This window comes from Ditibartonella apis (genome assembly GCF_001952075.1).
GTDB lineage: Bacteria > Pseudomonadota > Alphaproteobacteria > Rhizobiales > Rhizobiaceae > Bartonella > Bartonella apis.
Genome location: NZ_LXYU01000003.1, coordinates 356,029 through 377,978 on the forward strand (window position 1 = coordinate 356,029; position 21,950 = coordinate 377,978).

Sequence of the window (21,950 nt, forward strand, 5' to 3'; positions counted from 1 at the left end):
AAAATCGGAAATTGCTACTTGCTGAAAATAAGCGCTCGGTGACGAAACCTCGTTGTTGATGAGCTGTTTTCAAACATACCGGATTATTAACGATAGTTCAGGCTCATCGACCCATTTGCATAATCGGCGAGAAATCAGGATATTTTGTCATTTCTCCTGTTGAAGTTTGTAAGATGCTCCAATTGAAAAAGGAGAGGACAGTTTTCGACATCAGAGTTTGAAACAACAATAGAATTTTATCTCATGTCTTTTTTGTAAGACGATGTCTCGAATAGCTCGATGATAACGGGCTATAAGTTCGAAAGGTGATGCCCTCAACTCGTTCCACTCAAAAGCTGATATTCCGGTTAAAACTTGTTTTTACAATTTCAACTTCTTGGCAGGCGCCTTGCGCAGCGGTTGAAGATGCTTTTGACGAATTTGTCTGTTGCATCAATACGATCGCGATTCGTTGAATATTGTTGTTCCTGATAGGCAAGGGTAACAATTTTTCTGTAAACCGGCTCAAGCATTTTCTGGTGCTCGTTAGATTGTTCTTTCAAACCGTTAAGAACAAGCCCCATGGCCTTTTCTATCGGCACACCGCTTTGACGAACCATCATGACAGATCGGCCGACCTCTGCAACATCTTTGCATGGAATGTCGGTTTCCTGTGAAAAAGCAGTTAATGGAAAAAGAACAAAAACAAAAAAGACGCTAGCAAAACGCATCAAAGTCTCCTGATCGAAAGAGGGGTTCTGTTTGAAACGGCATATGAACTTGAAAAACATTTTATCCAGCTAATGAAGTTAAGAAAAGTCATGTCAAGAGGCACTTTTCCGTCCGCTACCCAAAAAAATCGAGATGTCCTGCTGCGGTGTTTTCTCGTCGAGCCACAAAATCATATTTGCCAATCGAGGCAAATATTGTTTCGATTTTTCTGCAAGATAAAGCCAATCCCCGATTGTTAGCGAAAAATAATCCGCAATTGAAAGGATTTTATGCAATTGTCTCATCAGACGTGGACTGTAGACGTCCGACCCCATGCGCCGCTTTTCATTTTTTAAACAAAACCGTGTCGCAAAGTATCGCCAGTTGCTATAATCTTCCGGCCTATCAAGAACAAGTTTCGCAAACCGGCCTTGAGCAAGTGCGGGGATAGCCCAAAATCCCAAGGGAAACGGTGCGTAAACAATGAAATTGTTTTGTTGTCTTGCCTTTTCAAGAAAGATATTGCGACCAATCCGGTACTGTTTCTTTTCTTGTTCAGAAAATGCTGAAGGTATTTCAAACAAACTGTCGGGCACAAGAAGGAGATTGTCGCTTTCGACCGAGCTTTCTGTCTTGCCATCGCGATCGAAAACGATCGGCGGCATTAGGTTTTTTCCAAGCGTTAGCTGGTTCTGGACCTTAAGCATTTTTCAACGTGTTTTCATTCACTTTGCTGAAGATATCGAAACACCGAATTTGTGTTTTATATTCTTATTTGTCGAACTTGAAAAAACAATGCCATTATTTAAAAAATCCGGCTTGCCGGGCGAATAATGCAAAGTTTGTTATGAAGCTTTCTAAGCCTCATTGTAGCACCCGATTTAAAAGAGGGGGATAGCAGCGCATAAAATCCCTTTGAAAAAACCGAAAATAGGGAGACGCGTTCCACATCCGCTTGGTTTCAAGAGGTAACAATAACAGCAGATTTATTTGGGTCGGGGGAAGAGGGGTATTATACCCGCCCAAGGTAAAAAGGGATAAGCGATTTCGAACCTTTTTGCCTTGACTATAGATTGCCGACCTCGACTCTTTCGGTTAAAAGACAGAAACAACATGGTTTTGACACAGTGTTTTCAATAAAACGCTTTTAAAGGGAAAATGCGAAAAAAAGCATTTCAACTCCCGTCAATCAAGGAATGGAAGAACATATATGGCGCGGCAATTTATCTATCATATGGCTGGTCTTAGCAAATCCTACGGCAATAAAAAAATTTTGGACAATATCAATCTGTCTTTCTATCCCGATGCAAAAATAGGTATTCTGGGGCCAAACGGCGCTGGTAAGTCGACGATTTTGCGGATTATGGCCGGCATTGACAAAGAATTCACCGGTGAAGCCTGGCTTGCCGAAGGTGCTACTTGCGGATATTTGCCACAAGAGCCGGTTCTCGATGCGACAAAAGATGTCCGTGGAAATGTGATGGAAGGCGTTTCCGATAAAAAGGCAATTCTTGACCGCTATAATGAATTGATGATGAACTATTCTGACGAAACCGCCGAAGAAGGTGCAAAACTTCAGGATATTATCGACAGCCGCAACCTGTGGGATCTTGATTCACAGGTGGAAATGGCAATGGATGCGCTGCGTTGCCCGCCCGCAGATGCCGACGTTTCCAAATTATCGGGTGGTGAAAAACGCCGCGTTGCTTTATGTAAATTATTGTTGCAACAGCCCAATCTGTTATTGCTTGACGAACCGACCAACCATCTTGATGCCGAAACCACAGCATGGCTTGAAAAGCATTTGCGTGAATACCCGGGTGCGGTTCTCATCATCACCCACGATCGCTATTTCCTTGATCACGTAACCGGCTGGATTCTGGAGCTTGATCGTGGCCATGGCATACCTTACGAGGGCAATTATTCAGCCTATCTGGAAGCTAAAGCCAAACGTCTTGCACAGGAAGGACGTGAAGAAGCTGCCCGCCAGAAGGCTTTGACACGTGAGCAAGAATGGATTGCATCAAGTCCGAAGGCTCGGCAGGCAAAATCGAAAGCGCGTATCAAGGCTTATGACGAATTGGTCAAGGCTGCCAATGACCGCCGTCCCGGTGAAGCGCAAATCATCATTCCGGTTGGCGAAAGATTGGGGCAGGTTGTCATTGAAGTTGAACATTTAAGCAAAGGTTTTGGTGATCACATGTTGATCGACGACCTGTCTTTCAAATTACCGGCAGGCGGTATCGTCGGTGTTATCGGTCCTAACGGTGCCGGTAAAACAACATTGTTCAAAATGTTGACGGGGCAGGAAAAGCCGGATTCCGGGACAATCCGTATTGGTGACACAGTCAAAATGAGCTATGTCGATCAAAGTCGTGATGCACTCGACCCGAATAAAACAGTCTGGGAAGAAATTTCCGGTGGCAACGATATTATCAAACTAGGCAAATATGAAATGAATAGCCGTGCCTATTGCGGTGCGTTCAACTTCAAGGGTGGTGACCAGCAGCAAAAGGTTGGCAACCTTTCGGGCGGTCAGAGAAACCGTGTGCATCTTGCCAAACTTTTGAAAGAGGGCGGCAATGTTTTGTTGCTCGACGAGCCGACCAACGATCTTGATACCGAAACGCTGGCAGCTTTGGAGGAAGCTCTCGAAAACTTTGCCGGCTGTGCCGTTGTTATCAGCCACGATCGTATGTTCCTTGATCGCTTGGCGACACATATGCTGGCTTTCGAGGGTGACAGTCATGTGGAATGGTTTGAAGGCAATTTTGAAGAATACGAGGCCGATAAAATACGCCGTCTTGGACCGGAATCCGTCAATCCGAAACGGGTCACTTACAAACGTTTGACACGCTGAGATTCATCACGCTTTCAAGAACCATTATCGTCGGGTTTCGATTTTTATGAGAGAAGAAGCGGGGTTTCCCCGCTTTTTTTATTTTTCCCTGTTTGATCGATTGCTGCCAATGTCGGTGTCGGCCATTTTGCTAACATTTTTACCTGTGTGATTTTCAACTGAGAGACGAAACCATAGAATAAAAACTGGATATAATCCCGATAAAAATCGGCAACAATTTTTCCGGTTAAAATAAATCAGCAGGCTTTCCGGTCGTTCAGGCTTTATCCATTCCTTTAAAATGAAAAAATCTATTCGGTTAAAACCGACTAAGAGAAGGCTGGAAAACTCGGTTATGAGAGATGAGTTAGATGGAAATAAGTTTCGTCAAAATTGAAGCTTTACCAGCCAATTAAAAGCAGGATAAAGGATTTTAAAAACAGCCGTGAAAAAAGCGGTTGAGGCACTCGAAGTACATCCGTCCATCCCGACGAACGGTGAAAGAACATGCGCAACCCGATATGGTCTTTTTCAGATAGATGAAGCGAAAGAACACAACCGGTGGAGGTTTAAAACCAAACGTTTTTCACGTTTGAAGAGAAATTCGGACTATATGGGGAATTTTTGACTTTATGGGTGTCTTGACCGCAAAAAGTGGTAAACTGGTTTCACTGCCCGATAAGACAATGGAGAAAATTTATGCAAGATTGGTCAGCACAAGATTATTTGAAATTCGAGGATGAACGTTTAAGACCGGTACATGACCTTGCCAATGCTGTTCCTCTGAAAGAGGTAAAAACCATTGTCGATCTTGGTTGCGGCCCGGGAACTTCAACCGAAGTTCTGTGCGAGCATTGGCCAAGAGCCAAGGTTTCGGGCTTTGACTCTTCTGCCGAGATGATCGCCAGTGCGAAGAAGCGGTTGCCAAAAATCGAATTTACGGTTCAGGATATTGAAAAATGGTCTCCGGACAGCGATGTCGATCTATTGTTCTCGAACGCGGTGTTTCAATGGTTGCCAGATCATATTGATGAGATGAAACGGTTGGTCTCTGCCATGAAAAGCGGTGCAGCACTGGCCGTACAAATGCCGGATAACCTGTTCGAGCCACTTCATCGGGCAATGATTCACGTTGCCGAAGACAAACGTTGGAATGATCGTATCGGTGCTGTAGCACGGGAAAAACTCCCGAATGTCTCTGTCTATTACGATGCTTTGAAGCCGCTTGTGCGCTATATTGATATTTGGCAGACAATCTACAACCCGATTATGGAAAATCATGAAGCGATTGTCGATTGGGTGAAAGGTGCAGCCTTGCGGCCGTTTCTGGCTCCATTGAACGACGAGGAAAAGCAGGACTACCTTGCTCTTTATCTTGAACGCATTAAAAAGCTTTATCCGACACAATATGACGGTAAAGTGCTTTTGCGTTTTCCGCGCATGTTTTTGGTTTTGGTCAAGTAAAGTTCAAGATCAAAATCTGCGTGTTGCTATCATGAATCCAATTGAAAGAGCCATATATGTTATGGCTCTTTTTATTTTCCGGTTTTCCGGACAAGCTCACATCGGGATGAGATAAAATAATTTTTCGGATTAAAATCATTTTACGAGATTTGTCGCGAAGATTTCCCAATGGGGTTCTGCCACATATGTTCCCGTCATTTTCGCAATCAGCCTTATAACCTTTAGGCTTATATAAACGTGCTACAAAACCAGTTCTGTCCGTATGATAAAAATTTTCCCAGACCTCCCAGTTTTGTTCTGCTTCATTGATTTTGTCTGGCCAATTTGTATCAAATGGCTCATTTCCCGGCGGGTCTTTATAAATCAGCTTGCATAAATAAGCGGCCTGCATCTTACAATAATTGCTAATGGTGCTACCATGCACCTGTGTCTGTTCATTGGTCATTGCACAGCTCCTTGTCATCAAGGGCTAAAATATCTTTCCATGGAATAGATCCATTAAACATTCTTTGCGTATTTGGATTTTCTTTGAAATTTGGATGATATTTCAAAATGCGCATGGCCAATTTTTTGTAAACAGCTTCACGCTTTGGATTATCAGGGCCGGACGGGCTTAAAATATTAACAATATCCGATACCGCTTTATCTGAAGCAAAGTCAAAAGCACCATGACATACAATATCACACACCAATTTCATACTTCGCTCATCTCGATTGAGAGCTAATGAAATGACTGCATTAAAATTACCATCATTATCATAGACTAACGGGTTGGCACCGGCTTTAAGCAAAACCTCTACCCCATCAAAATTCTTCATGAGGGCAACATAATAGAAAAATGGTGAACCAGATTGGCCAGGCAACTTGTGATTTGGATCACCACCGTTTTTGAGATAAATTTTAATCAGGTCTGTCTTGAACTTGACGCCAAGGTCGGGCCGGGAAGACATATTCATGGCTCCCATATAATAAGTAAAATCGCGTCCTGAACCGGTTGAGGGCTGATCAATCATATAAGGGTCTGCACCACCAGCCAATAAAGCATCAATGGCCTGTAGATTATATTGATCAAGCGCAAAATACAGCAAGGTGATTTCACCTTCATAACGAGCATTGAGACTGCCTTCGGGCAGGGCTTTCACCTCGTCCACTGTTATGGGGTCTTGTCGTTCAATTTTGCGTGCTAAATGATAAACAGCAGGGGCCTCATGTTTGAAATAGGAGTAAGCTCTAGGCGCTGTATCATCAATCTGTTCATTCACGATCTGGGGTTCCCTTGCCAGCATTGATGTATAAAAAGAAAATAACATGTAAAACACAGTCAGAACCGCTGCAATTAAACATGTATATCGGATAATGCGCTCAAATTTATTCATCAATTAACCTTTACAATATCTGATGCTAAAGTAATAAAGATAGATTCTAGTGTTGCATTTTACACTGGAATCTACCAATAAATCGAACATAAAATAATGAAATAGCAGATGAAAAATCCGATGTGGGGAGGAAATGTAAGCGAAGCAATTGCCATAATAAACGGGAAGACGATTTTTAATGGTGTTTTTAACCGCCAATTGATTCGTCTTGACCGCGTTAGTGTTTTTGAAGTTTTCGGGGTTGAAATTTGCTCACTAAAAGCGGCGCACCACTTCATTTACTGTTGCATAATTGTCTTGCTACGCGGAAAAGTTGTCTTTAAAGAACTTAAATAGCTTTAAAAATGGTGGTTATAATCTGAAAATACTTTTTATTATGTTAACTATCTATTAACCACGTTGTACGAGAAAAATACCAGCGGTCAAACGTATCGCAATAACGAGGTTTCTAGACATCAAATGAAATACTTCTGGCAACAAAAAACGGGGCTTGCAGCGGCTCTCGGCATTTTGGGCTTTGGGCTTGTCGGCTGTGCAACGACACCTGCTCCAACAGTAGTACCGAACGACAATGTAAACGTTGCACCGGCAAAAACGGTTGTCACGTCAACTTTGCTTGGCACCCAATCGGTTTATGACCGTTATGAGCAAACTCCTGACGAGCCATTTAAAATTCCACCGGTTACAGTAAAGATTCCTGAACAATACGAGCGCACGGTTGTTCCTTATCCGACCACCGAGATTCCCGGAACCATTATTGTCGAACCGGAAAATCACTACCTTTACCTTGTAACGGGCGACGGTCAGGCTATTCGCTATGGCGTCGGTGTCGGTGCTTCCGGTCTTGGCTTCCATGGTGAAGCGAGGGTTCAATTCAAGCGTAAATGGCCGCGCTGGATTCCGACTGCCGATATGGTTCAGCGTAAACCCCAGCAATATAAGCGTTTTGCCGATGGTGTTCCCGGTGGCTTGCATAGCCCGCTTGGCGCCCGCGCGCTCTATCTCTTCCAGGGGAATACCGACACTTATTTCCGTATTCATGGCACAACACAACCTTCAAGCATCGGCAAAAATGTGTCAGCAGGCTGCATCCGTATGTTGAACAAGGATGTTGTTGATCTTTTCGAGCGCGTACAGATCGGCTCAAAAGTGATTGTTCGTTAATTTTTCCTCATAAGTGGTTCATTTGAAAGGGCGGTTTTCCCGCCCTTTTTCTTTTCCTACCTCGATTGTTTTTTTAAAACATGTCGCATCGGTTCGCAGGCTTATATTTTTGCTTATGAAATCATGAGGCCGGATTTTTAAGCTTTGATAGCCGCATTTATTATCTTCGATGAGGTGCTTGAAAAATCACGATGCGAACAGAATAAAGTCCGAATTGGTGCTGATTTTCGTGTAATCGCATATTTTCTCTATGCGATTGGCTAATATCGCAGAAGTCGTTCAAGCGTGTGTTACAATTTGTCTTCCACGTCGACAAAACGGGTTGCCCGCCATTCTGTCAGTTTTTCGTTAATATCATCAATGACAAAAAACCGTGCCGAGTCTTTATCATATCCCTCGTCACGCAATTCATCATAATTTGTGTAAGTGTGTCGGATATAAGCAACAATCGACAACCAAACGGCAATAGAGGGGGGAAGATGCTTCATATGCGGGCTTAACGATGCAGACCTGATCGGTTCGCTATCGGCATAGGGGGCTTGCGGTATCAGTAGCGTCAATTCTTTTGCAACAGCGCGTTGTCTCTTCGTCGTCATGGACAAATAAAAAATTGAACTTGTTTTCTTGTCAAACAGATTTTTGTCATTTGCGTTTATATAAGCTTATACGTCAAAATATAAAAACAGTTGCACCCGCTAATCAGGTTACAATTTTCCATTGATCAAAGGGAAGATTTGCTGCTCTCAATACTCCCGAAAAGCAATTCCTACCTTTAAGATAAAGCTTTTTTGAAAAACAATGTTGGGCGTATCAACAGCCCGAACAGTACTAAAACGGGATTTTTGAAAAATTTAACTGTATGTAGATCGGTAAGCGCTTCCCTAAACGGGGTAAGAAAAAACAATTGAAAAAACGGTGCTGAATAACTTCTTTTTATAGGCGTATAAACTCTTTTTTCGCGAAGATTATCTCGGGTTGCATCGTATCGCGATATTCCGTCTATCAAGCAAAACGGCTTCGGAGAAAACATGTCCCGACGTAAAAAGATATGTATTGAAGGGGAATTTTCCGGTGTTTGTGGGCATAAGTAATCTCTCTGCTTGACATTTGTGAAATATATAAAGATATCTTTATGTCTATAAGAGCGGAGAAAAGTCATGGTTCGCCAATTGGCGTTGAATGAAATGGTAGACGTATTAAAGGCGGTTGCTGAAACAACACGTTTGCGCATACTGTTTTTGTTGGATAAAGGCGATCTGACGGTTTCCGACATTACAAAAATTCTGGGTCAATCGCAGCCACGCGTATCGCGTCATTTACGGCTTTTAACGGAAGCCCGTTTGATCGAGCGTTATCAGGAAGGTGCATGGGCCTATTTTTCTTTATCTTCTTGTTCGTTACGTCGGGAAATGCTGAAAATAGTGCTTCAACATATTGATGTTGAAGACAATCTTATTAACGCGGATTTGATGCGGCTTGGTGAAGTCAAGAAAGAGCGAAGCCGCGCTGCGGCTGCCTATTTTTCCAAAAATGCGCACGACTGGGATAAACTCAGATTGCTCCATGTGCCCGACAACACTGTCGAACAAACCATGGTAGAACTTGTCGGAACAACGCCGTTCCAATCCATGCTCGATATCGGCACAGGTACCGGATCTTTGTTGAAGCTTTTTGCGCCCCTTTATACACGGGCGATCGGCATTGATAATAATCGCGATATGCTGGCTGTTGCACGCGTCAATCTGGATAAGGCAGGCGTTTCGAACGCTCAGGTCAGGTTGGGAGATGTGGCCAATTTGCCGGTCGAGAAAGAAACGTTCAATCTCGTTACTATTTATCAGGTTCTACATTTCCTGTCTGACCCTGAAGTTGCAATCTTTGAAGCGGCGCGCGTCATGCGACCGGGGGCGCGGCTCATTATTGTCGACTATGCTCCGCATGAACTTGAATATTTACGCGAAAAATATGCTCATGTGCGTATGGGATTTTCCGATTCCCAAATGGAATACTGGCTTGATAAGGCCGGCTTGACATTGGAAAAAACTTTGAGTTTTCAACCCCAACAAAATGGCAATACAAAAGGGCTCACACTCAAGCTGTGGCTTGCCCGTGATCCACGTTTGTTGATTGCCAGAAAAACAACATTTCTAACGGAGACCGCTTAATGTCTGCCCCATCACTTTCCCGCCGCCCCGACTTGGGCGACAAGCTGAAGGTTTCATTTGAATTTTTCCCGCCAAAAACGGAGAAAATGGAAGAAATGCTTTGGCAAACGGTCAAACGTCTTGCACCATTAAAGCCGGAATTTGTTTCGGTAACTTACGGGGCAGGCGGCTCGACGAGGGAGAGGACCGGCAGAACTGTTGAACGTATCATTAAAGAAACACACCTTAATGCAGCTGCGCATTTGACATGTGTTGATGCAACACGCGAAGAAGTCGACGGCGTGGCACGGCAATTTGCTTCCATGGGAATTCATCATTTTGTTGCGCTTCGTGGTGACCCAAGCAACGGAGCGGGCGGGCGCTATCATCCCACTCCGGGAGGTTATGCCAATGCGGTTGAACTCGTTGCCGGTTTGAAAGCGATTAATCCGGATTTTGAAATCACCGTTTCGGCATATCCCGAAAAACATCCCGAAAGTCCCGATTTTGCAACCGATATTGATCTCCTCAAACGTAAAATAGACAATGGCGCGACAAAGGCCATCACCCAATGTTTTTTTGATAACCACTTTTATGAAGATTACATAGAAAGAGTGCGTAAAGCCGGTATCTATATTCCGATTTTACCCGGCATATTGCCAATCCATAATTTTTGGCAGGTTAAAAACTTTTGTTCGCGCAATGGCACACATATTCCCGATTGGCTGGCACAACGTTTCGAGGGGCTGGAGAACGACCAGAAAACACATGATCTAGTTGCAGCCGCCGTTGCTGCCGAACAGGTTCTTGATCTTGTCGAACACGGTGTTGAAGATTTCCACTTCTATACGCTCAACCGTGCCGATCTCGTCTACGCTATATGTTATCTCATCGGCATCCGGCCTCAATCAGCGCTTAAGGCAAATAACGCCAAGTAGTGAGGCATGATTTAAACGTTTATTGCAGCCGGTAACGTCGAACGCGGACGCACGCCCGTCCCCACCTGTTTGATTGAATGAAAGCCGGTGCAGCAAAATGTCGGCTGCCCGATTTCATGACAACAGCGGCTGGTTTCAAGTTTTCATCCGCTGTGTCGGGCTTACTGGCACGTTGTTGCTTGGCGTGGACGGATTTCGACGAACCACTTTGGTTAGTCTTTCAGCTTTCTCGCTGTTGCAGGCACAAGAGTGTTTTTCAAACGGTTTCTAAATTTGCCTTTTGGATTGTTACATCCGAAAGGCGATGTTTAACCCGGAACCTTGCTGCTTAAATGGGATAATTTTCTATTAAAAGAGTTATCTTAAACAAAATTGCTTCATTATAATACATTTTAGACATGATTTTATCATAATAGATGTAAAACGAGTAAAAAATTCTTAAAATGAAGTGATAATTTTTGCTGCTTTCTTGCTATCGGATGCCGTATCGGTCATATCAATCATGCGCTGTCATAAAAGTGCAAGAGATTGATTACCAACCAGGGAGACCGAGACCCCCCGCAACGGATTTCCCTTGGTTGAGGCCCGATCGGAGCTTGCTCCGGTCGGGTTTTATTTTAGGTGTTCTGAGCTAAAAAGCTCATACTCCCGGCACTTGAAATTATCCTGCTTGCTCTTTGAATGATCCTCTCGGAGCTTTGAATTTGTCTTTAAAATGGTTCAGGGCGTTTCAGGTGTCATTATTGCAGCCAATGTTCCCGATAAGTGGATAAGTGCTGACGCTTTTTCCTTTTCTCCGGTGTCGCATTTTTCGTGACATTTGACAGTTTATTGGCATCGATTTCGGCGAATTCAAAACCCGATTTTGCAAGCGCTTTGAAAGTGCTGGAATCATGCCCCATCGGAAAAATGATTGGGTTCAAGCCTTTATGCGACGACGACAAAAATTTACTTTTTGCAAAGCTGACAAAAGGAGCATTAAAGGCACTAGAAGCTAAAGTCGTTTAACGTAAAATATCGTCCAGCACGCGAAAAACGCAAAATGCATCTATTGAAGAATCATAGAAATTACAATTAGCGGCAAAGATGCTTGTAAGATGAAAAGAGCAGGGGGGAACCGTATAGTTCCGGAAATAAATACATAAAGCCTTCAACTGCCAATCGTATAAATGCTATCCCCAAAAAAACAAATGTCATAACAAAAACGGGCAAAAATACCCGTCTTGCGATGAGTTAAGTACACTCTTTTTTTGACCACATGGAATGCAGTTCTAAAGCCGGTCAAGCAATTCTTTCGTCGGCCAGGAATCGGCAGGAAGTCCCAAGCGGAGCTGTTCGGTTCGCACTGCGTCGCGTGTCAATATACCGTAAACGCCATCCACTTTGCCCATATCATAACCACGGTCTGCAAGCTTTTGTTGCAATTGCTTCATTTCTTCGGTGTTCAACCCAGGTTCGGGATGGCCGATGTCAAAAGCCGGTGCACCGGCGAGCCGCGAGGCAAAATAGGCAACGGTTGTTGCATAGACAATCGATTTGTTCCATTCGACAAAAATATCGAAATTGTTATAGGCCAGAAATGCGGGCCCCTTTCGGCCCATTGGCAACATAAGTGACGCATCTCCATTATCAGGCCCTAGCGGGCCGTTAATGCCGGTAACGCCCCAACTGGTCCATTGTGAATGGGGTTTGCGATTTTGCCTGATTGCTTCTTGCCAAGGAAGATCGTCACGGGTGAGGCGCACCTCTTCAAGCCACGGTTCACCGCGCCGCCATCCAAGATCGCTTAGCATATGGGCGGCCGTCATGACAGCATCGGCAACAGACCCTTTAAGGTCGATTTTACCATCGCCATCGCCGTCAACACCCCGTTCCAGATAGTCCTTTGGCAAAAGTTGCATTTGACCGATTTCACCAGCCCAAGCACCGGTTGTTTCGGCATTGACGACTCCCTGATCGAAAAGTTTTAAAAGTGCAATCAATTGCGGGCGGAAGAGTTCCGGCCGCCTGCAATCATGGGAAAGGGTGAAAAGGGCATTCAAAGTATCGAAATTGCCTTGCACCGCACCATAATCGGTTTCGAGCCCCCAAAAGGCTGCAATAACGGGGCCAGGAACCCCATATTTTTCCTCGGCCTTGGCAAAAACGTCGGAATATTTTTGTAAGTTTTCCTTACCCTTTTTCAAACGTGCTTCAGGGATGACGCGTTTTGAAAATTCTGCAAATGTGAGATTGAAAATGGCCTGCCCGTTGTCACGGTCAATAACCTTCTGATCAATCGTTGCTTTTTTGAGTTCATCGATCGCGTGTTCGCTTACACCTGCTTTGCGAGCTTCATCGGCGACATTTTCTCTGAATGTTTCGATTGGCGTGCCGCAGGCCTCGCGTGCCACTTTGGTTGCGACATCATCAGTCTGGGTTGTCGCTTCAGGTTCTTCAGCTTGTGAAAGCGGGCAGAAAACTGTCGCAAACAAGAATGTCGAAGCTGCCAGAATTGCTTGTCTTGTCTTGAACATTTATTCTCATTCCTGCACTTTATGACGTTTAAAATGTCTTGTACCATTTTTTATCAGAAATAAAGAGGCATGCGTAATTCGCTCGCAAGTCAAAGCGATATTTGCCCACTTGAGTAACACGATGTTTGCCTATTGTCTGATTGGTATTATTTTCCGGAAACATATTTTTGCCATTCGTCGCGGCTGCCATAAAAGACGTTGATGTCGGCATCACCCTTGATACCGGGAACACGCCCCGTTCCGGTATATTGCCAGAATGTCCACGGATGGGTGCCATATTTTTCTTGCGGATGGCCGGCGACTGACCGGAGCCAGAACGAATAACCTTTGATTTGCGACAGGCCGTTCCGATCGAAGAAATCGACCGTCGTATAGATGATGGGTTTCTTGCCATAATATTTTTCAACAATGGATAGGAAGACCTTCATTTCACTACGAACAGTCTCTGCTGGTGGCCGGATTTTGCACGTCGGTGAAGAATCGTTCCACTCCATATCAAGAACCGGTGGCAGGGCTGTCGGGTCCTTCGGTACATTTCTGATATACCATTTGGCTTGCTCGGAAGCCGGCCGGCAATAATAGAAGAAGTGATAGGCGCCGCGCGGCATACCGATTTCTTTTGTCCCATCCCAATTGTGGAGAAAATTGTCATCTACACGGTCGCCGCCTTCTGTTGCTTTGATAAAAGCAAAAGAAATACCGCTATGTTTGACTGCTGCCCAGTCAACTGCCTGTTGATATTTCGAAACATCGGTTCCGTGAATGGGGTAATGCCATGGGGTAAGCTCGGCCCAGTCATGAGGCTTGCGGTCATCGAAGCGTGGGGCATTGATTGGTCCCTTGGGTGTTGTGCCGGATGGTGGCACGATATCGCCAAGATCATAAGACAAGGAAGTGCAGCTTGTAAGCAACAGAGCCGAAGCAATTGACGCCAGTAATGTGCGCGCCATTTTTTTTAAATTATCTTTAAACAACAATTCGACACCTATCGGGCTCTAAAATCACTGTTCACCATTGCTAAAAATAGTAAAAGAATGGCATATAAATAAAAACTTTTGGAAAAAATATGAAGAAACTTCGTTGGCGTCGCATCATCGGTCTTGTTATTCTCCTCATTGTCTTCATTGCCGGCTTGTGGTGGGGATATTTATATTTTTTCAAGGATTCCGGTGAAATAAACGGGGAAAAGGGTCTTCCTGAAGGGGCAGCCATAAGTTTGCCAAAAGTGCCGCTTACACCATCGGATATGACGCAAGCACAAAAACAGGATGTCATCAATAAATTGATGGAAGACGCAAAAGCATCTGCCTTGAAAAGTGGTCAGAGTGAAGAACAGGCGGAAAATTTTGCACGTGAAGCGGGTGAAGTTGCCCGTCAGGCAATGAACCGTCCTTCCACGGTTGACGGGGATAAAGAACAATAACAGTCGACTTCATTCATATCGCTTCGCACTATCAATTATCGGCTTTGGCCAAATAGTTGTTAAGGCGCCCGATCAAACAGAACAGTCTTATTAACTTCAAATTCAGGAAAACGGAATGCCTTCATTATGGACACGTATTGGCGAGCTTATCAGCAACATTGCTGGCGACGCATTGAATGCTATTGTCGAACGTGTACGTACCTTCTTTGAAGGGGATCCTGAAACACGCAGACAAGTTGCATTTTCTATTGCCATGATTGCTTTATCGGCAAAAATGGCAAAAGCCGATGGTGTCGTAAGCGATGCCGAGGTCAAAGCATTTTATGAAATCTTTTCGGTCCCTGACCACGAGTTTCATAATGTCGAACGCCTTTATAACCTCGCCAAACAGGACATTGCAGGCTTTGACGTCTACGCGCGTCGCCTGTTTCGGCTTTGTCAGGAATCCGACTGTCAGGGACAATTATTGGAAGATGTTCTGGAAGGCCTTTTCTATATTGCCAAATCGGACGGTGTAATCCATCAGGACGAGCTCGTTTTTTTGCGAGAGGTTTCCGATATTTTCGGCTTTTCTCGTGAGCAGTTCAGGGTAATCAGCGCGCGTCACGCTGTTATCGGTGAAAGTGATCCGTGGCTGGTTTTGGGCCTCAAAAAAGGCATAAGCTTCGAGGAAGCACGTAAACACTACCATGATCTCGTGCGCGAACACCATCCCGACAGGGTTATGGCACGCGGTTTGCCAAAGGAATTTCTGGCTATTGCCAACGAGCGTCTGGCGGCTATTAATAACGCATGGGCTATCGTGCGTGAGGAGTTTGTTACAGTATGAGTGCAGAAACTTTCAAAGCGGATTATCAGGGAGCAACTGTGCGCCCTTCGCCTAATTTTGAAGAGCGCAAAGATGGCGCTAAACCGCAATTTCTTGTTCTTCATTATACGGGCATGGAAAATGCCGAAAGTGCCGAACGCCTTTTATGTTCGCCGGAAGCAAAGGTTTCAGCGCATTATGTTGTGGAAGAAGACGGGAAAGTTGTGCAACTGGTTCAAGAGGCTTATCGCGCGTGGCATGCCGGTGAAAGTTTCTGGCGCGGTGTCACAGATGTGAATTCCCATTCTATCGGTATTGAGATTGTCAATGGTGGACCTTTGTTGAACTTTCCCGATTATCCGGAAAAACAGATTGAATCGGTCATCAAACTTTGCAAATCGATTATCGAAAAATATTCAATTGAAAAACGGAATGTGCTTGGCCATTCCGATATTGCACCGCATCGCAAAAGTGACCCGGGTGAAAAATTTCCATGGGAAAACCTTTATAACGCCGGTATTGGCCATTTTGTGCGTCCGGCCGCAATTTCCGGTGGACGCTTCATGACCAATGGTGAAAGTGGCAGACCTGTTGAAGCCTATCAGTCAATGCTTGCGCTTTACGGTTATGGCATTGATATCACCGGTTCTTTCGACGAACGCACGCAACTGGTAACAAAAGCCTTTCAACGCCATTTCAGACCACAAAAGGTTGACGGTGTTGCGGATGTCTCGACGATTGATACACTTCATCGCTTGCTTGGCACGTTGAAAAGCCTCACCTGAAGCGTAAGGTTCTTAAAAATATAGCCGGAACAATTGAATGGCTATGCTTCAATGGAAGTAGGCAGCCTGACTATATTTTTTAAAAAATGGAGCGCTTTTTGCTCTTTTCCTTGTCAAATTGTTTCTGATCTTGGTTGTTCAAATCGAAGGTCTTTTTTCTCATAGAAAATAGATTTGTTCTGATTGTTCCGGAAAAGCGCCATTTACGGAAAATTTTTAAAGTTTTGTACTTCCAAGATTTTTATATGGGCAAGAATCGTCGGGCAACGGCTTTTCGGACTTTATCTCGGTCGTGCAATTGCCCGAAAAACAATCAATAGTTTGTTTTGCTTTTAGCCAATCTTCCTTGTCGGATTTAAAAAACAGCTTAACCGATATTCAGGCCCAATTTTAAAATATTTCATGGACATTCAAGGGGCAGAACGGTCGGCTTTTGTATCGTCTCAAGTCGTTATTTCGCATGCGAAGCCTGTCTTATGGCATTTGTAAAGTTTAGCAATCGAGTGACCGGAATGACCCCTATCGCCTTCGGTTTTCCGGAATTTTTGTTTTTCAGGTTTTTTAAAAATAGAACGTCGTTCCTTTCCGGAGCGGTTCGCGGAGAGTTTGGCAATGAAGCAGCTTTTATTGGTTTGCAGCCGGTTGTTTTTGTTTTATAAAGAGCCCGTCAGTTGGTCGGGCAGCCGCGCCTTCTCAATACCGAAAGGTGAAAGGTGAGGAAAGTCCGGGCTCCATGGAATAACGGTGCCGGATAACGTCCGGCGAGGGCAACCTCAGGGAAAGTGCCACAGAAATATACCGCCTGTTCAAACAGGTAAGGGTGAAAAGGCGGGGTAAGAGCCCACCGCGCATCCAGTAATGGATGTGGCAAGGTAAACCCCACCGGGAGCAAGACCGAATAGGAATGACACGCGAGCTTTGCTTGCAGCCGATTTCCGGGCCTGTCATTCGGGTAGGTTGCACGAGACGGGTGGTAACATCCGTACTAGATGAATGGCTGTCACGCGGAATTTTTAATCAAATTTCGCCATACAGAACCCGGCTTACAGACCGACTGACATTTTTCATTATTTTGTTATAGAATGAATAATCACAACATTTTTGTCTAAAACCGATTGACGGGATAATACCTTTAGAGCTAATGCAAAGCATTCGCAATTAGAAAGTTTTGTTGCATGTCTCTTCAAGATGATAAATTTTCCCGTAAGTCCTCACTCACCGAACGGACGTCGGAAGGCATTTCTGCAATGCTTGCCGGCAAGCGAAAGGGCGGACGTACATTTCTTCTCATGGTCGGGCCTGCCGTTATTGCTTCGATCGCCTATATGGATCCGGGTAACTTTGCAACCAATATTCAGGCCGGATCCGGCTATGGCTATACATTGTTGTGGGTTGTGTTGCTCGCCAATCTGATTGCCATGTTGTTTCAGGCACTGTCGGCTAAAGTCGGCATTGTAACCGGCCGCAACCTCGCAGAGCTCTGCCGTGACAACCTGTCAAAGCCTGTTGTTGTGGCTATGTGGATTATCAGCGAAATTGCTGCAATGGCAACCGACCTTGCCGAATTCCTCGGTGGTGCTATCGGTCTTGCCTTGTTGTTCAATTTGCCGCTCATCGTCGGTATGATTATCACTGCAATTGTTACCTATGCGCTTCTGATGATTGATAGCCGCGGTTTCCGCCCGACGGAAATTCTGATCGGTATTCTGGTTTCGATTATCGGTCTTTGTTATCTTATTGAAATGGTCATAGCACCGGTTGATTGGGAAGCTGCGGGGTTGCACCTTTTTACTCCGGAAATGCCTGATGCCAACGCTTTGCTTATTTCCGTCGGCATTATCGGTGCCACCGTTATGCCGCATGCGCTTTACCTTCACTCCGGCCTCACACAAGCACGTGCCAAAGTCCAGAGTGACAAGGATCGTCGCCAGCTTGTGCGCTATTCCAACCGCGAAGTTATTGTTGCTCTTGCTATTGCCGGTATGGTCAATATGGCCATGGTTATTATGGCGGCAAGTACGTTTCATGGTGCGCATAACGACATTGCCGAAATCGATCAGGCCTATTACACATTGACACCGCTTCTCGGTATCGGTGCAGCAGGCGTTTTCCTCGTTTCTCTGATTGTTTCGGGTATTTCAAGTTCGGTTGTCGGCACGATGGCAGGACAAATGGTTATGCAAGGGTTTGTCGGTTTCTACATACCGATATGGGTTCGCCGTCTTGTTACAATGATTCCTGCCTTCATCGTTGTGGCGCTTGGCGTCAACTCGACCGAAGCGCTGGTTGTCAGTCAGGTTATTCTTTCAATCTCGTTACCTGTCCCTATGATTGCGCTTCTCTACTTTAGTGGTCGCAAATCCATTATGGGGCAATTTTCCAACGGAATTGTTACCCAGATTGTTGCCATTCTTTCGGCAATTGTTGTTTTGATACTGAATTTTGTATTGCTCTTCATGACATTCGGTTTGATACCGGAAATTTCGTGATTGATGAGCCCGATCCTAACACTTCGTTAAGCATAACTGTGCGATAAAGGAGATTGACGCATTTTGACCGATTGAAAGGTCAGGATGCGCCAATCGATTTTTAAACGTGCTGTTAAAAGATAACGATGCCAACTGTTAAGGATACTGTTTTTAAACGTCATATCCCTGTTTTACTTGAACCTGTTCTTGCGGGAATGGATGCTTGCGCCGGTAAAACAATCATTGATGGCACGTTCGGTGCAGGTGGTTATTCGCGCGCACTTCTTGATAAAGGAGCCAATGTCATTGCACTTGATCGGGATCCTGAAGCGATCCGTGATGGTGAAGCTCTGGTTGAAGAGTATCGTCCGCGATTGAAACTCGTTCATACAGAATTTTCCAATCTCGGCCATGTGACAGAAGATAAAGTTGACGGTGTTATTCTTGATATCGGGGTTTCGTCCATGCAGATTGACGAGGCAGAGCGCGGCTTCTCGTTCCAGAAAGATGGCCCCCTTGACATGCGTATGTCGGAATCGGGCTTTAGCGCAGCCGATGTCGTGAACACTATGAAGGTGAATGACCTTACGCGCATTTTCGGTCTTCTCGGGGAAGAGCGCCATGCGGCACGCATTGCCAGAATGATTGTCGAAAGGCGTGAGAAAAAGCCGTTTTTGCGGACGTCTGATCTTGCAGATGCTGTCGAGACATTGGTGGGGCGCAAACCCGGCGAGCATATCCATCCGGCAACAAGAATTTTTCAGGCCTTGCGCATTTACGTCAATGACGAGCTTCAGGAATTGGCAAAAGCGCTTGAAGCTGGCGAAGCGGTGTTGAAGCCGGGCGGGCGGCTTGGTGTTGTAACCTTCCATTCACTTGAAGACCGCATGGTCAAAAAGTTTTTTGCTCTCCGGTCAAAAGCTCCCGCACAATCGCGTTATCTGCCGGTTCAACAAACAGAAAAGCCGACATTCACGCTTAAAGTCAAAAGCGGCATTACCGCAGATGAAGCGGAGCTCGAATTCAACCCCCGTTCACGCTCCGCGCGCTTCCGTTTTGGCATCCGCACAGATGCCGACATTGCACCTCTTGATAAATCAATATTCGGACTTCCTGAACTAGCCCGATTTAATGCCCGAACTGATGCCCGAAATGATGGTAGTGGAAAATGACAGTTTTTCGTACATTTGATATGATCTTGGTGGCTATTATGATTTGTGCAGCCGGTATTACCTACAAGGTGAAGTACGACGCACTGAAACGCATTGGTGAAGTCCAGCGTATCGAACGACAAATTGTTGCCGAAAAAAACACCATCAACCTGCTGCATGCCGAATGGGCAATGATGATAGAGCCGGAACGTATGCAGGTATTGGCCACCCGTTATCAGGACCAACTCGGATTGCAGGTAACCGAACCCCGCCAGATTATCAAGTTGCAGGATATACCTGAACGGCTGCCAGACCAGATCGAAAATCTGATCAAGGATGACGAGCTTGAAGAAAAGAATTCGCTGCTTGCCCGCAACGGCAACGCGAATATCGATAATATCGCAACAGGAAGTGTCCGGCCATGAAGTTTATTCCGTTTTTGAAGCGTAAACCGAAGGCACCTCTCAATCGTTATGAAGAGTTGCAAAAGGCCGAATATCGTTCACGCAGAACCCGCCGCCGTCTGATGGTGGTGGTGAGCTGTTTCTTATGTGTTTATGCAGTTATTTTTGCCCGTCTTATCTATTTCGGTATCAAAGGTGGCGAGATTGAAGAGGCGTCAGGGCCGGCGGTCGAACAATCGGCAGCCCGTCCCGATATTCTTGACCGTAACGGACGTCTCCTTGCAACCGATTTGAAAACTTATTCACTTTTTGCCGAACCGCGCCGCATCATTGATGTTGATGAAACAATCGAATTGATTTCAACGGTTCTGCCCAATCTTGATTGGCAGGAAACCTATAAAAAGCTTAAAAAGAAAACCGGTTTTGCGTGGATTCAGCGCGGGCTTACGCCAAGTCAGAAAGAGCAGATTATGGCTCTTGGTATTCCCGGTGTCGGGTTTCGCACGGAAGTGCGTCGCTTCTATCCGGGTGGACCAACAGCTTCCCATATTCTCGGTATGGTCAATGTCGACAATCAGGGCACGGCCGGCATGGAAAAATATATCGACAATGCGGGTTTAAGCGATTTGCGTGCAGCCGGACTTGCCGACGAAACGTCACTTGAACCGGTAAAACTTTCAATCGATATTCGTGTTCAGGCCATTATGCGTGATGTATTGGCAGACGCCATGCAAAGATATCAGGCAATTGCCGCCGGTGCGGTGGTTATCAATATCCACACCGGTGAAGTGCTTGCCATGGCTTCCATGCCCGATTTCGATCCCAATAATCCGGTCGATGCACTTAAAAAAGATCGCCTTAACCGGATGACAGCCGGTACTTTCGAAATGGGGTCGACAATTAAAAGTTTTACCACTGCAATGGCGCTCGACTCGGGAAAATTCCAGCTGAATAGCGTGATTGACGCGTCAAAGCCGCTTGCTGCCGGACGTGGACATTTCATCCGTGACTTCCACGGTAAATATCGTCCGTTGACCGCTTGGGAAATTTTCATCTTTTCTTCCAATATCGGTTCAGCAAAAGAAGCGTTGACAATCGGCATTGACGGGCACCGCGAATTTTTAAAAAGAATGGGACTTCTTGACCGTATGACGACAGAACTTCCCGAAGTTGCCCGTCCGGTCGAGCCGAGGCGTTGGAAAACTGTCAATTCCATGACCATTGCTTTCGGCCATGGCATGATGACAACACCTCTACAAACCGCGGTCGGTGCCAGTGCCTTGATGAACGGCGGCAGGCTTATCGAACCGACATTTTTAAAACGCACAGCCGAGGAGGCGGAAGAACATTCCAAACAGGTTGTTTCACCGGAAACGAGCCGCGACATGCGTTATCTTTATAAATTGAATGGAGATATCGGTTCGGGGCGCCGAGCCAAGGTTGAAGGTTATCGTGTTGGTGGCAAAACCGGTACTGCTGAAAAAGTCGAAAACGGCAAATATTCAAAAACCAAACGGTTTAACGCCTTCCTTGCGTCTTTCCCGATTGACGACCCGCAATATGTTGTTTTGACAATTATTGATGAACCAAAGGCGGAAGAAGGAAAGTTTGGCGCAACTGCCGGTTTTAACGCAGCCCCGATGGTTGAAAAGATCATTCACCGGTCTGCAACTTTCCTTGGTGTAAGACCGGATTTCAAAGAAGAATATGCACCTGTTCTCGCTTCTTCCGGCAACCAAAAGTTGCCTGAGACGTCGTTCAATGATTAGGCCGAAAGGGG

General features: G+C 45.4%; 20 protein-coding genes and 1 other RNA gene. 14 read left to right on the forward strand and 7 right to left on the reverse strand.

Annotated elements, in window-relative coordinates; genetic code table 11:
* Positions 1-368: 368 nt before the first annotated feature.
* Positions 369-710 (reverse strand): hypothetical protein, encoded by a 342-nt coding sequence (locus PEB0122_RS08470; protein WP_143238820.1) that lies wholly within the window; start codon positions 708-710, stop codon positions 369-371.
* A 93-nt stretch (positions 711-803) separates the two neighbouring features.
* Positions 804-1,355, reverse strand: a complete 552-nt coding sequence (locus PEB0122_RS08475; RefSeq protein WP_075916704.1) for a hypothetical protein — start codon at positions 1,353-1,355, stop codon at positions 804-806.
* Between the two features lie 545 nt (positions 1,356-1,900).
* Here PEB0122_RS08475 and ettA point away from each other — a divergent pair.
* Together ettA and tam are read left to right on the forward strand one after the other, a co-directional pair.
* Positions 1,901-3,550 carry an energy-dependent translational throttle protein EttA gene (gene ettA, locus PEB0122_RS08480; protein ID WP_075868746.1) on the forward strand — a complete coding sequence of 550 codons (1,650 nt, stop codon included), beginning with the start codon at positions 1,901-1,903 and terminating at the stop codon, positions 3,548-3,550.
* Positions 3,551-4,228: 678 nt separating this feature from the next.
* A complete protein-coding gene (tam, locus tag PEB0122_RS08490; RefSeq protein ID WP_075868742.1) occupies positions 4,229-4,993 on the forward strand; it encodes a trans-aconitate 2-methyltransferase in 765 nt (254 codons plus the stop codon).
* On the opposite strand, the gene PEB0122_RS08495 is transcribed toward tam, so the two are convergent.
* Positions 4,986-5,438, reverse strand: a complete 453-nt coding sequence (locus tag PEB0122_RS08495) for a hypothetical protein (protein WP_075916708.1) — start codon at positions 5,436-5,438, stop codon at positions 4,986-4,988. The genes tam and PEB0122_RS08495 overlap by 8 nt on opposite strands.
* A complete protein-coding gene (locus PEB0122_RS08500) occupies positions 5,428-6,369 on the reverse strand; it encodes a hypothetical protein (protein ID WP_143238821.1) in 942 nt (313 codons plus the stop codon). Before PEB0122_RS08500 ends, PEB0122_RS08495 begins: the two co-directional genes overlap by 11 nt.
* 108 nt (positions 6,370-6,477) lie before the next feature.
* Here PEB0122_RS08500 and PEB0122_RS08505 point away from each other — a divergent pair, with 108 nt between their 5' ends.
* The gene (locus PEB0122_RS08505; RefSeq protein WP_075916712.1) at positions 6,478-6,705 is read left to right on the forward strand and encodes a hypothetical protein; all 228 of its coding nucleotides are present in this window, start codon (positions 6,478-6,480) and stop codon (positions 6,703-6,705) included.
* Between the two features lie 123 nt (positions 6,706-6,828).
* Positions 6,829-7,533, forward strand: a complete 705-nt coding sequence (locus PEB0122_RS08510; RefSeq protein ID WP_075916714.1) for a L,D-transpeptidase — start codon at positions 6,829-6,831, stop codon at positions 7,531-7,533.
* 290 nt (positions 7,534-7,823) lie between these two features.
* Here PEB0122_RS08510 and PEB0122_RS08515 read toward each other — a convergent pair whose 3' ends face one another.
* A complete protein-coding gene (locus PEB0122_RS08515) occupies positions 7,824-8,135 on the reverse strand; it encodes a DUF2293 domain-containing protein (protein WP_075914203.1) in 312 nt (103 codons plus the stop codon).
* Positions 8,136-8,690: 555 nt separating this feature from the next.
* On the opposite strand from PEB0122_RS08515, the gene PEB0122_RS08520 reads away from it, so the two are divergent.
* On the forward strand, positions 8,691-9,698 hold the full coding sequence (locus PEB0122_RS08520) for an ArsR/SmtB family transcription factor (protein ID WP_075914204.1): 1,008 nt from the start codon (positions 8,691-8,693) through the stop codon (positions 9,696-9,698).
* Positions 9,698-10,615: a methylenetetrahydrofolate reductase [NAD(P)H] gene (gene metF, locus PEB0122_RS08525; RefSeq protein WP_075868734.1), complete on the forward strand. Its 918-nt coding sequence runs from the start codon at positions 9,698-9,700 to the stop codon at positions 10,613-10,615. Before PEB0122_RS08520 ends, metF begins: the two co-directional genes overlap by 1 nt.
* Positions 10,616-11,886: 1,271 nt before the next feature.
* Here metF and PEB0122_RS08535 read toward each other — a convergent pair.
* A complete protein-coding gene (locus PEB0122_RS08535; protein ID WP_083650296.1) occupies positions 11,887-13,131 on the reverse strand; it encodes a lytic murein transglycosylase in 1,245 nt (414 codons plus the stop codon).
* 146 nt (positions 13,132-13,277) lie between these two features.
* Positions 13,278-14,081, reverse strand: a complete 804-nt coding sequence (locus PEB0122_RS08540) for a glycoside hydrolase family 25 protein (protein WP_075869827.1) — start codon at positions 14,079-14,081, stop codon at positions 13,278-13,280.
* A gap of 116 nt (positions 14,082-14,197) precedes the next feature.
* On the opposite strand from PEB0122_RS08540, the gene PEB0122_RS08545 reads away from it, so the two are divergent.
* The 8 genes from PEB0122_RS08545 to PEB0122_RS08580 all read left to right on the forward strand — a co-directional run bounded on the left by PEB0122_RS08545 (position 14,198) and on the right by PEB0122_RS08580 (position 21,939).
* Positions 14,198-14,554: a hypothetical protein gene (locus PEB0122_RS08545; protein WP_075916718.1), complete on the forward strand. Its 357-nt coding sequence runs from the start codon at positions 14,198-14,200 to the stop codon at positions 14,552-14,554.
* A gap of 115 nt (positions 14,555-14,669) precedes the next feature.
* On the forward strand, positions 14,670-15,383 hold the full coding sequence (locus PEB0122_RS08550) for a J domain-containing protein (protein WP_075916720.1): 714 nt from the start codon (positions 14,670-14,672) through the stop codon (positions 15,381-15,383).
* Entirely contained in the window at positions 15,380-16,147 is a 768-nt protein-coding gene (locus PEB0122_RS08555; RefSeq protein ID WP_075916722.1) for an N-acetylmuramoyl-L-alanine amidase, read from the forward strand. The genes PEB0122_RS08550 and PEB0122_RS08555 overlap by 4 nt, the downstream gene beginning before the upstream one ends.
* A 667-nt stretch (positions 16,148-16,814) precedes the next feature.
* Positions 16,815-17,209: RNase P RNA component class A (rnpB, locus tag PEB0122_RS08560), an RNA gene on the forward strand.
* Positions 17,210-17,322: 113 nt separating this feature from the next.
* Entirely contained in the window at positions 17,323-18,636 is a 1,314-nt protein-coding gene (locus tag PEB0122_RS08565) for an Nramp family divalent metal transporter (RefSeq protein ID WP_075914211.1), read from the forward strand.
* 125 nt (positions 18,637-18,761) lie between these two features.
* Positions 18,762-19,787, forward strand: coding sequence for a 16S rRNA (cytosine(1402)-N(4))-methyltransferase RsmH (gene rsmH, locus PEB0122_RS08570; RefSeq protein WP_075916724.1), 1,026 nt, complete (start codon positions 18,762-18,764; stop codon positions 19,785-19,787).
* Positions 19,784-20,191: a cell division protein FtsL gene (gene ftsL / locus PEB0122_RS08575; RefSeq protein WP_075868720.1), complete on the forward strand. Its 408-nt coding sequence runs from the start codon at positions 19,784-19,786 to the stop codon at positions 20,189-20,191. Before rsmH ends, ftsL begins: the two co-directional genes overlap by 4 nt.
* A complete protein-coding gene (locus PEB0122_RS08580; protein WP_075868718.1) occupies positions 20,188-21,939 on the forward strand; it encodes a peptidoglycan D,D-transpeptidase FtsI family protein in 1,752 nt (583 codons plus the stop codon). The genes ftsL and PEB0122_RS08580 overlap by 4 nt, the downstream gene beginning before the upstream one ends.
* Positions 21,940-21,950: the final 11 nt, after the last annotated feature.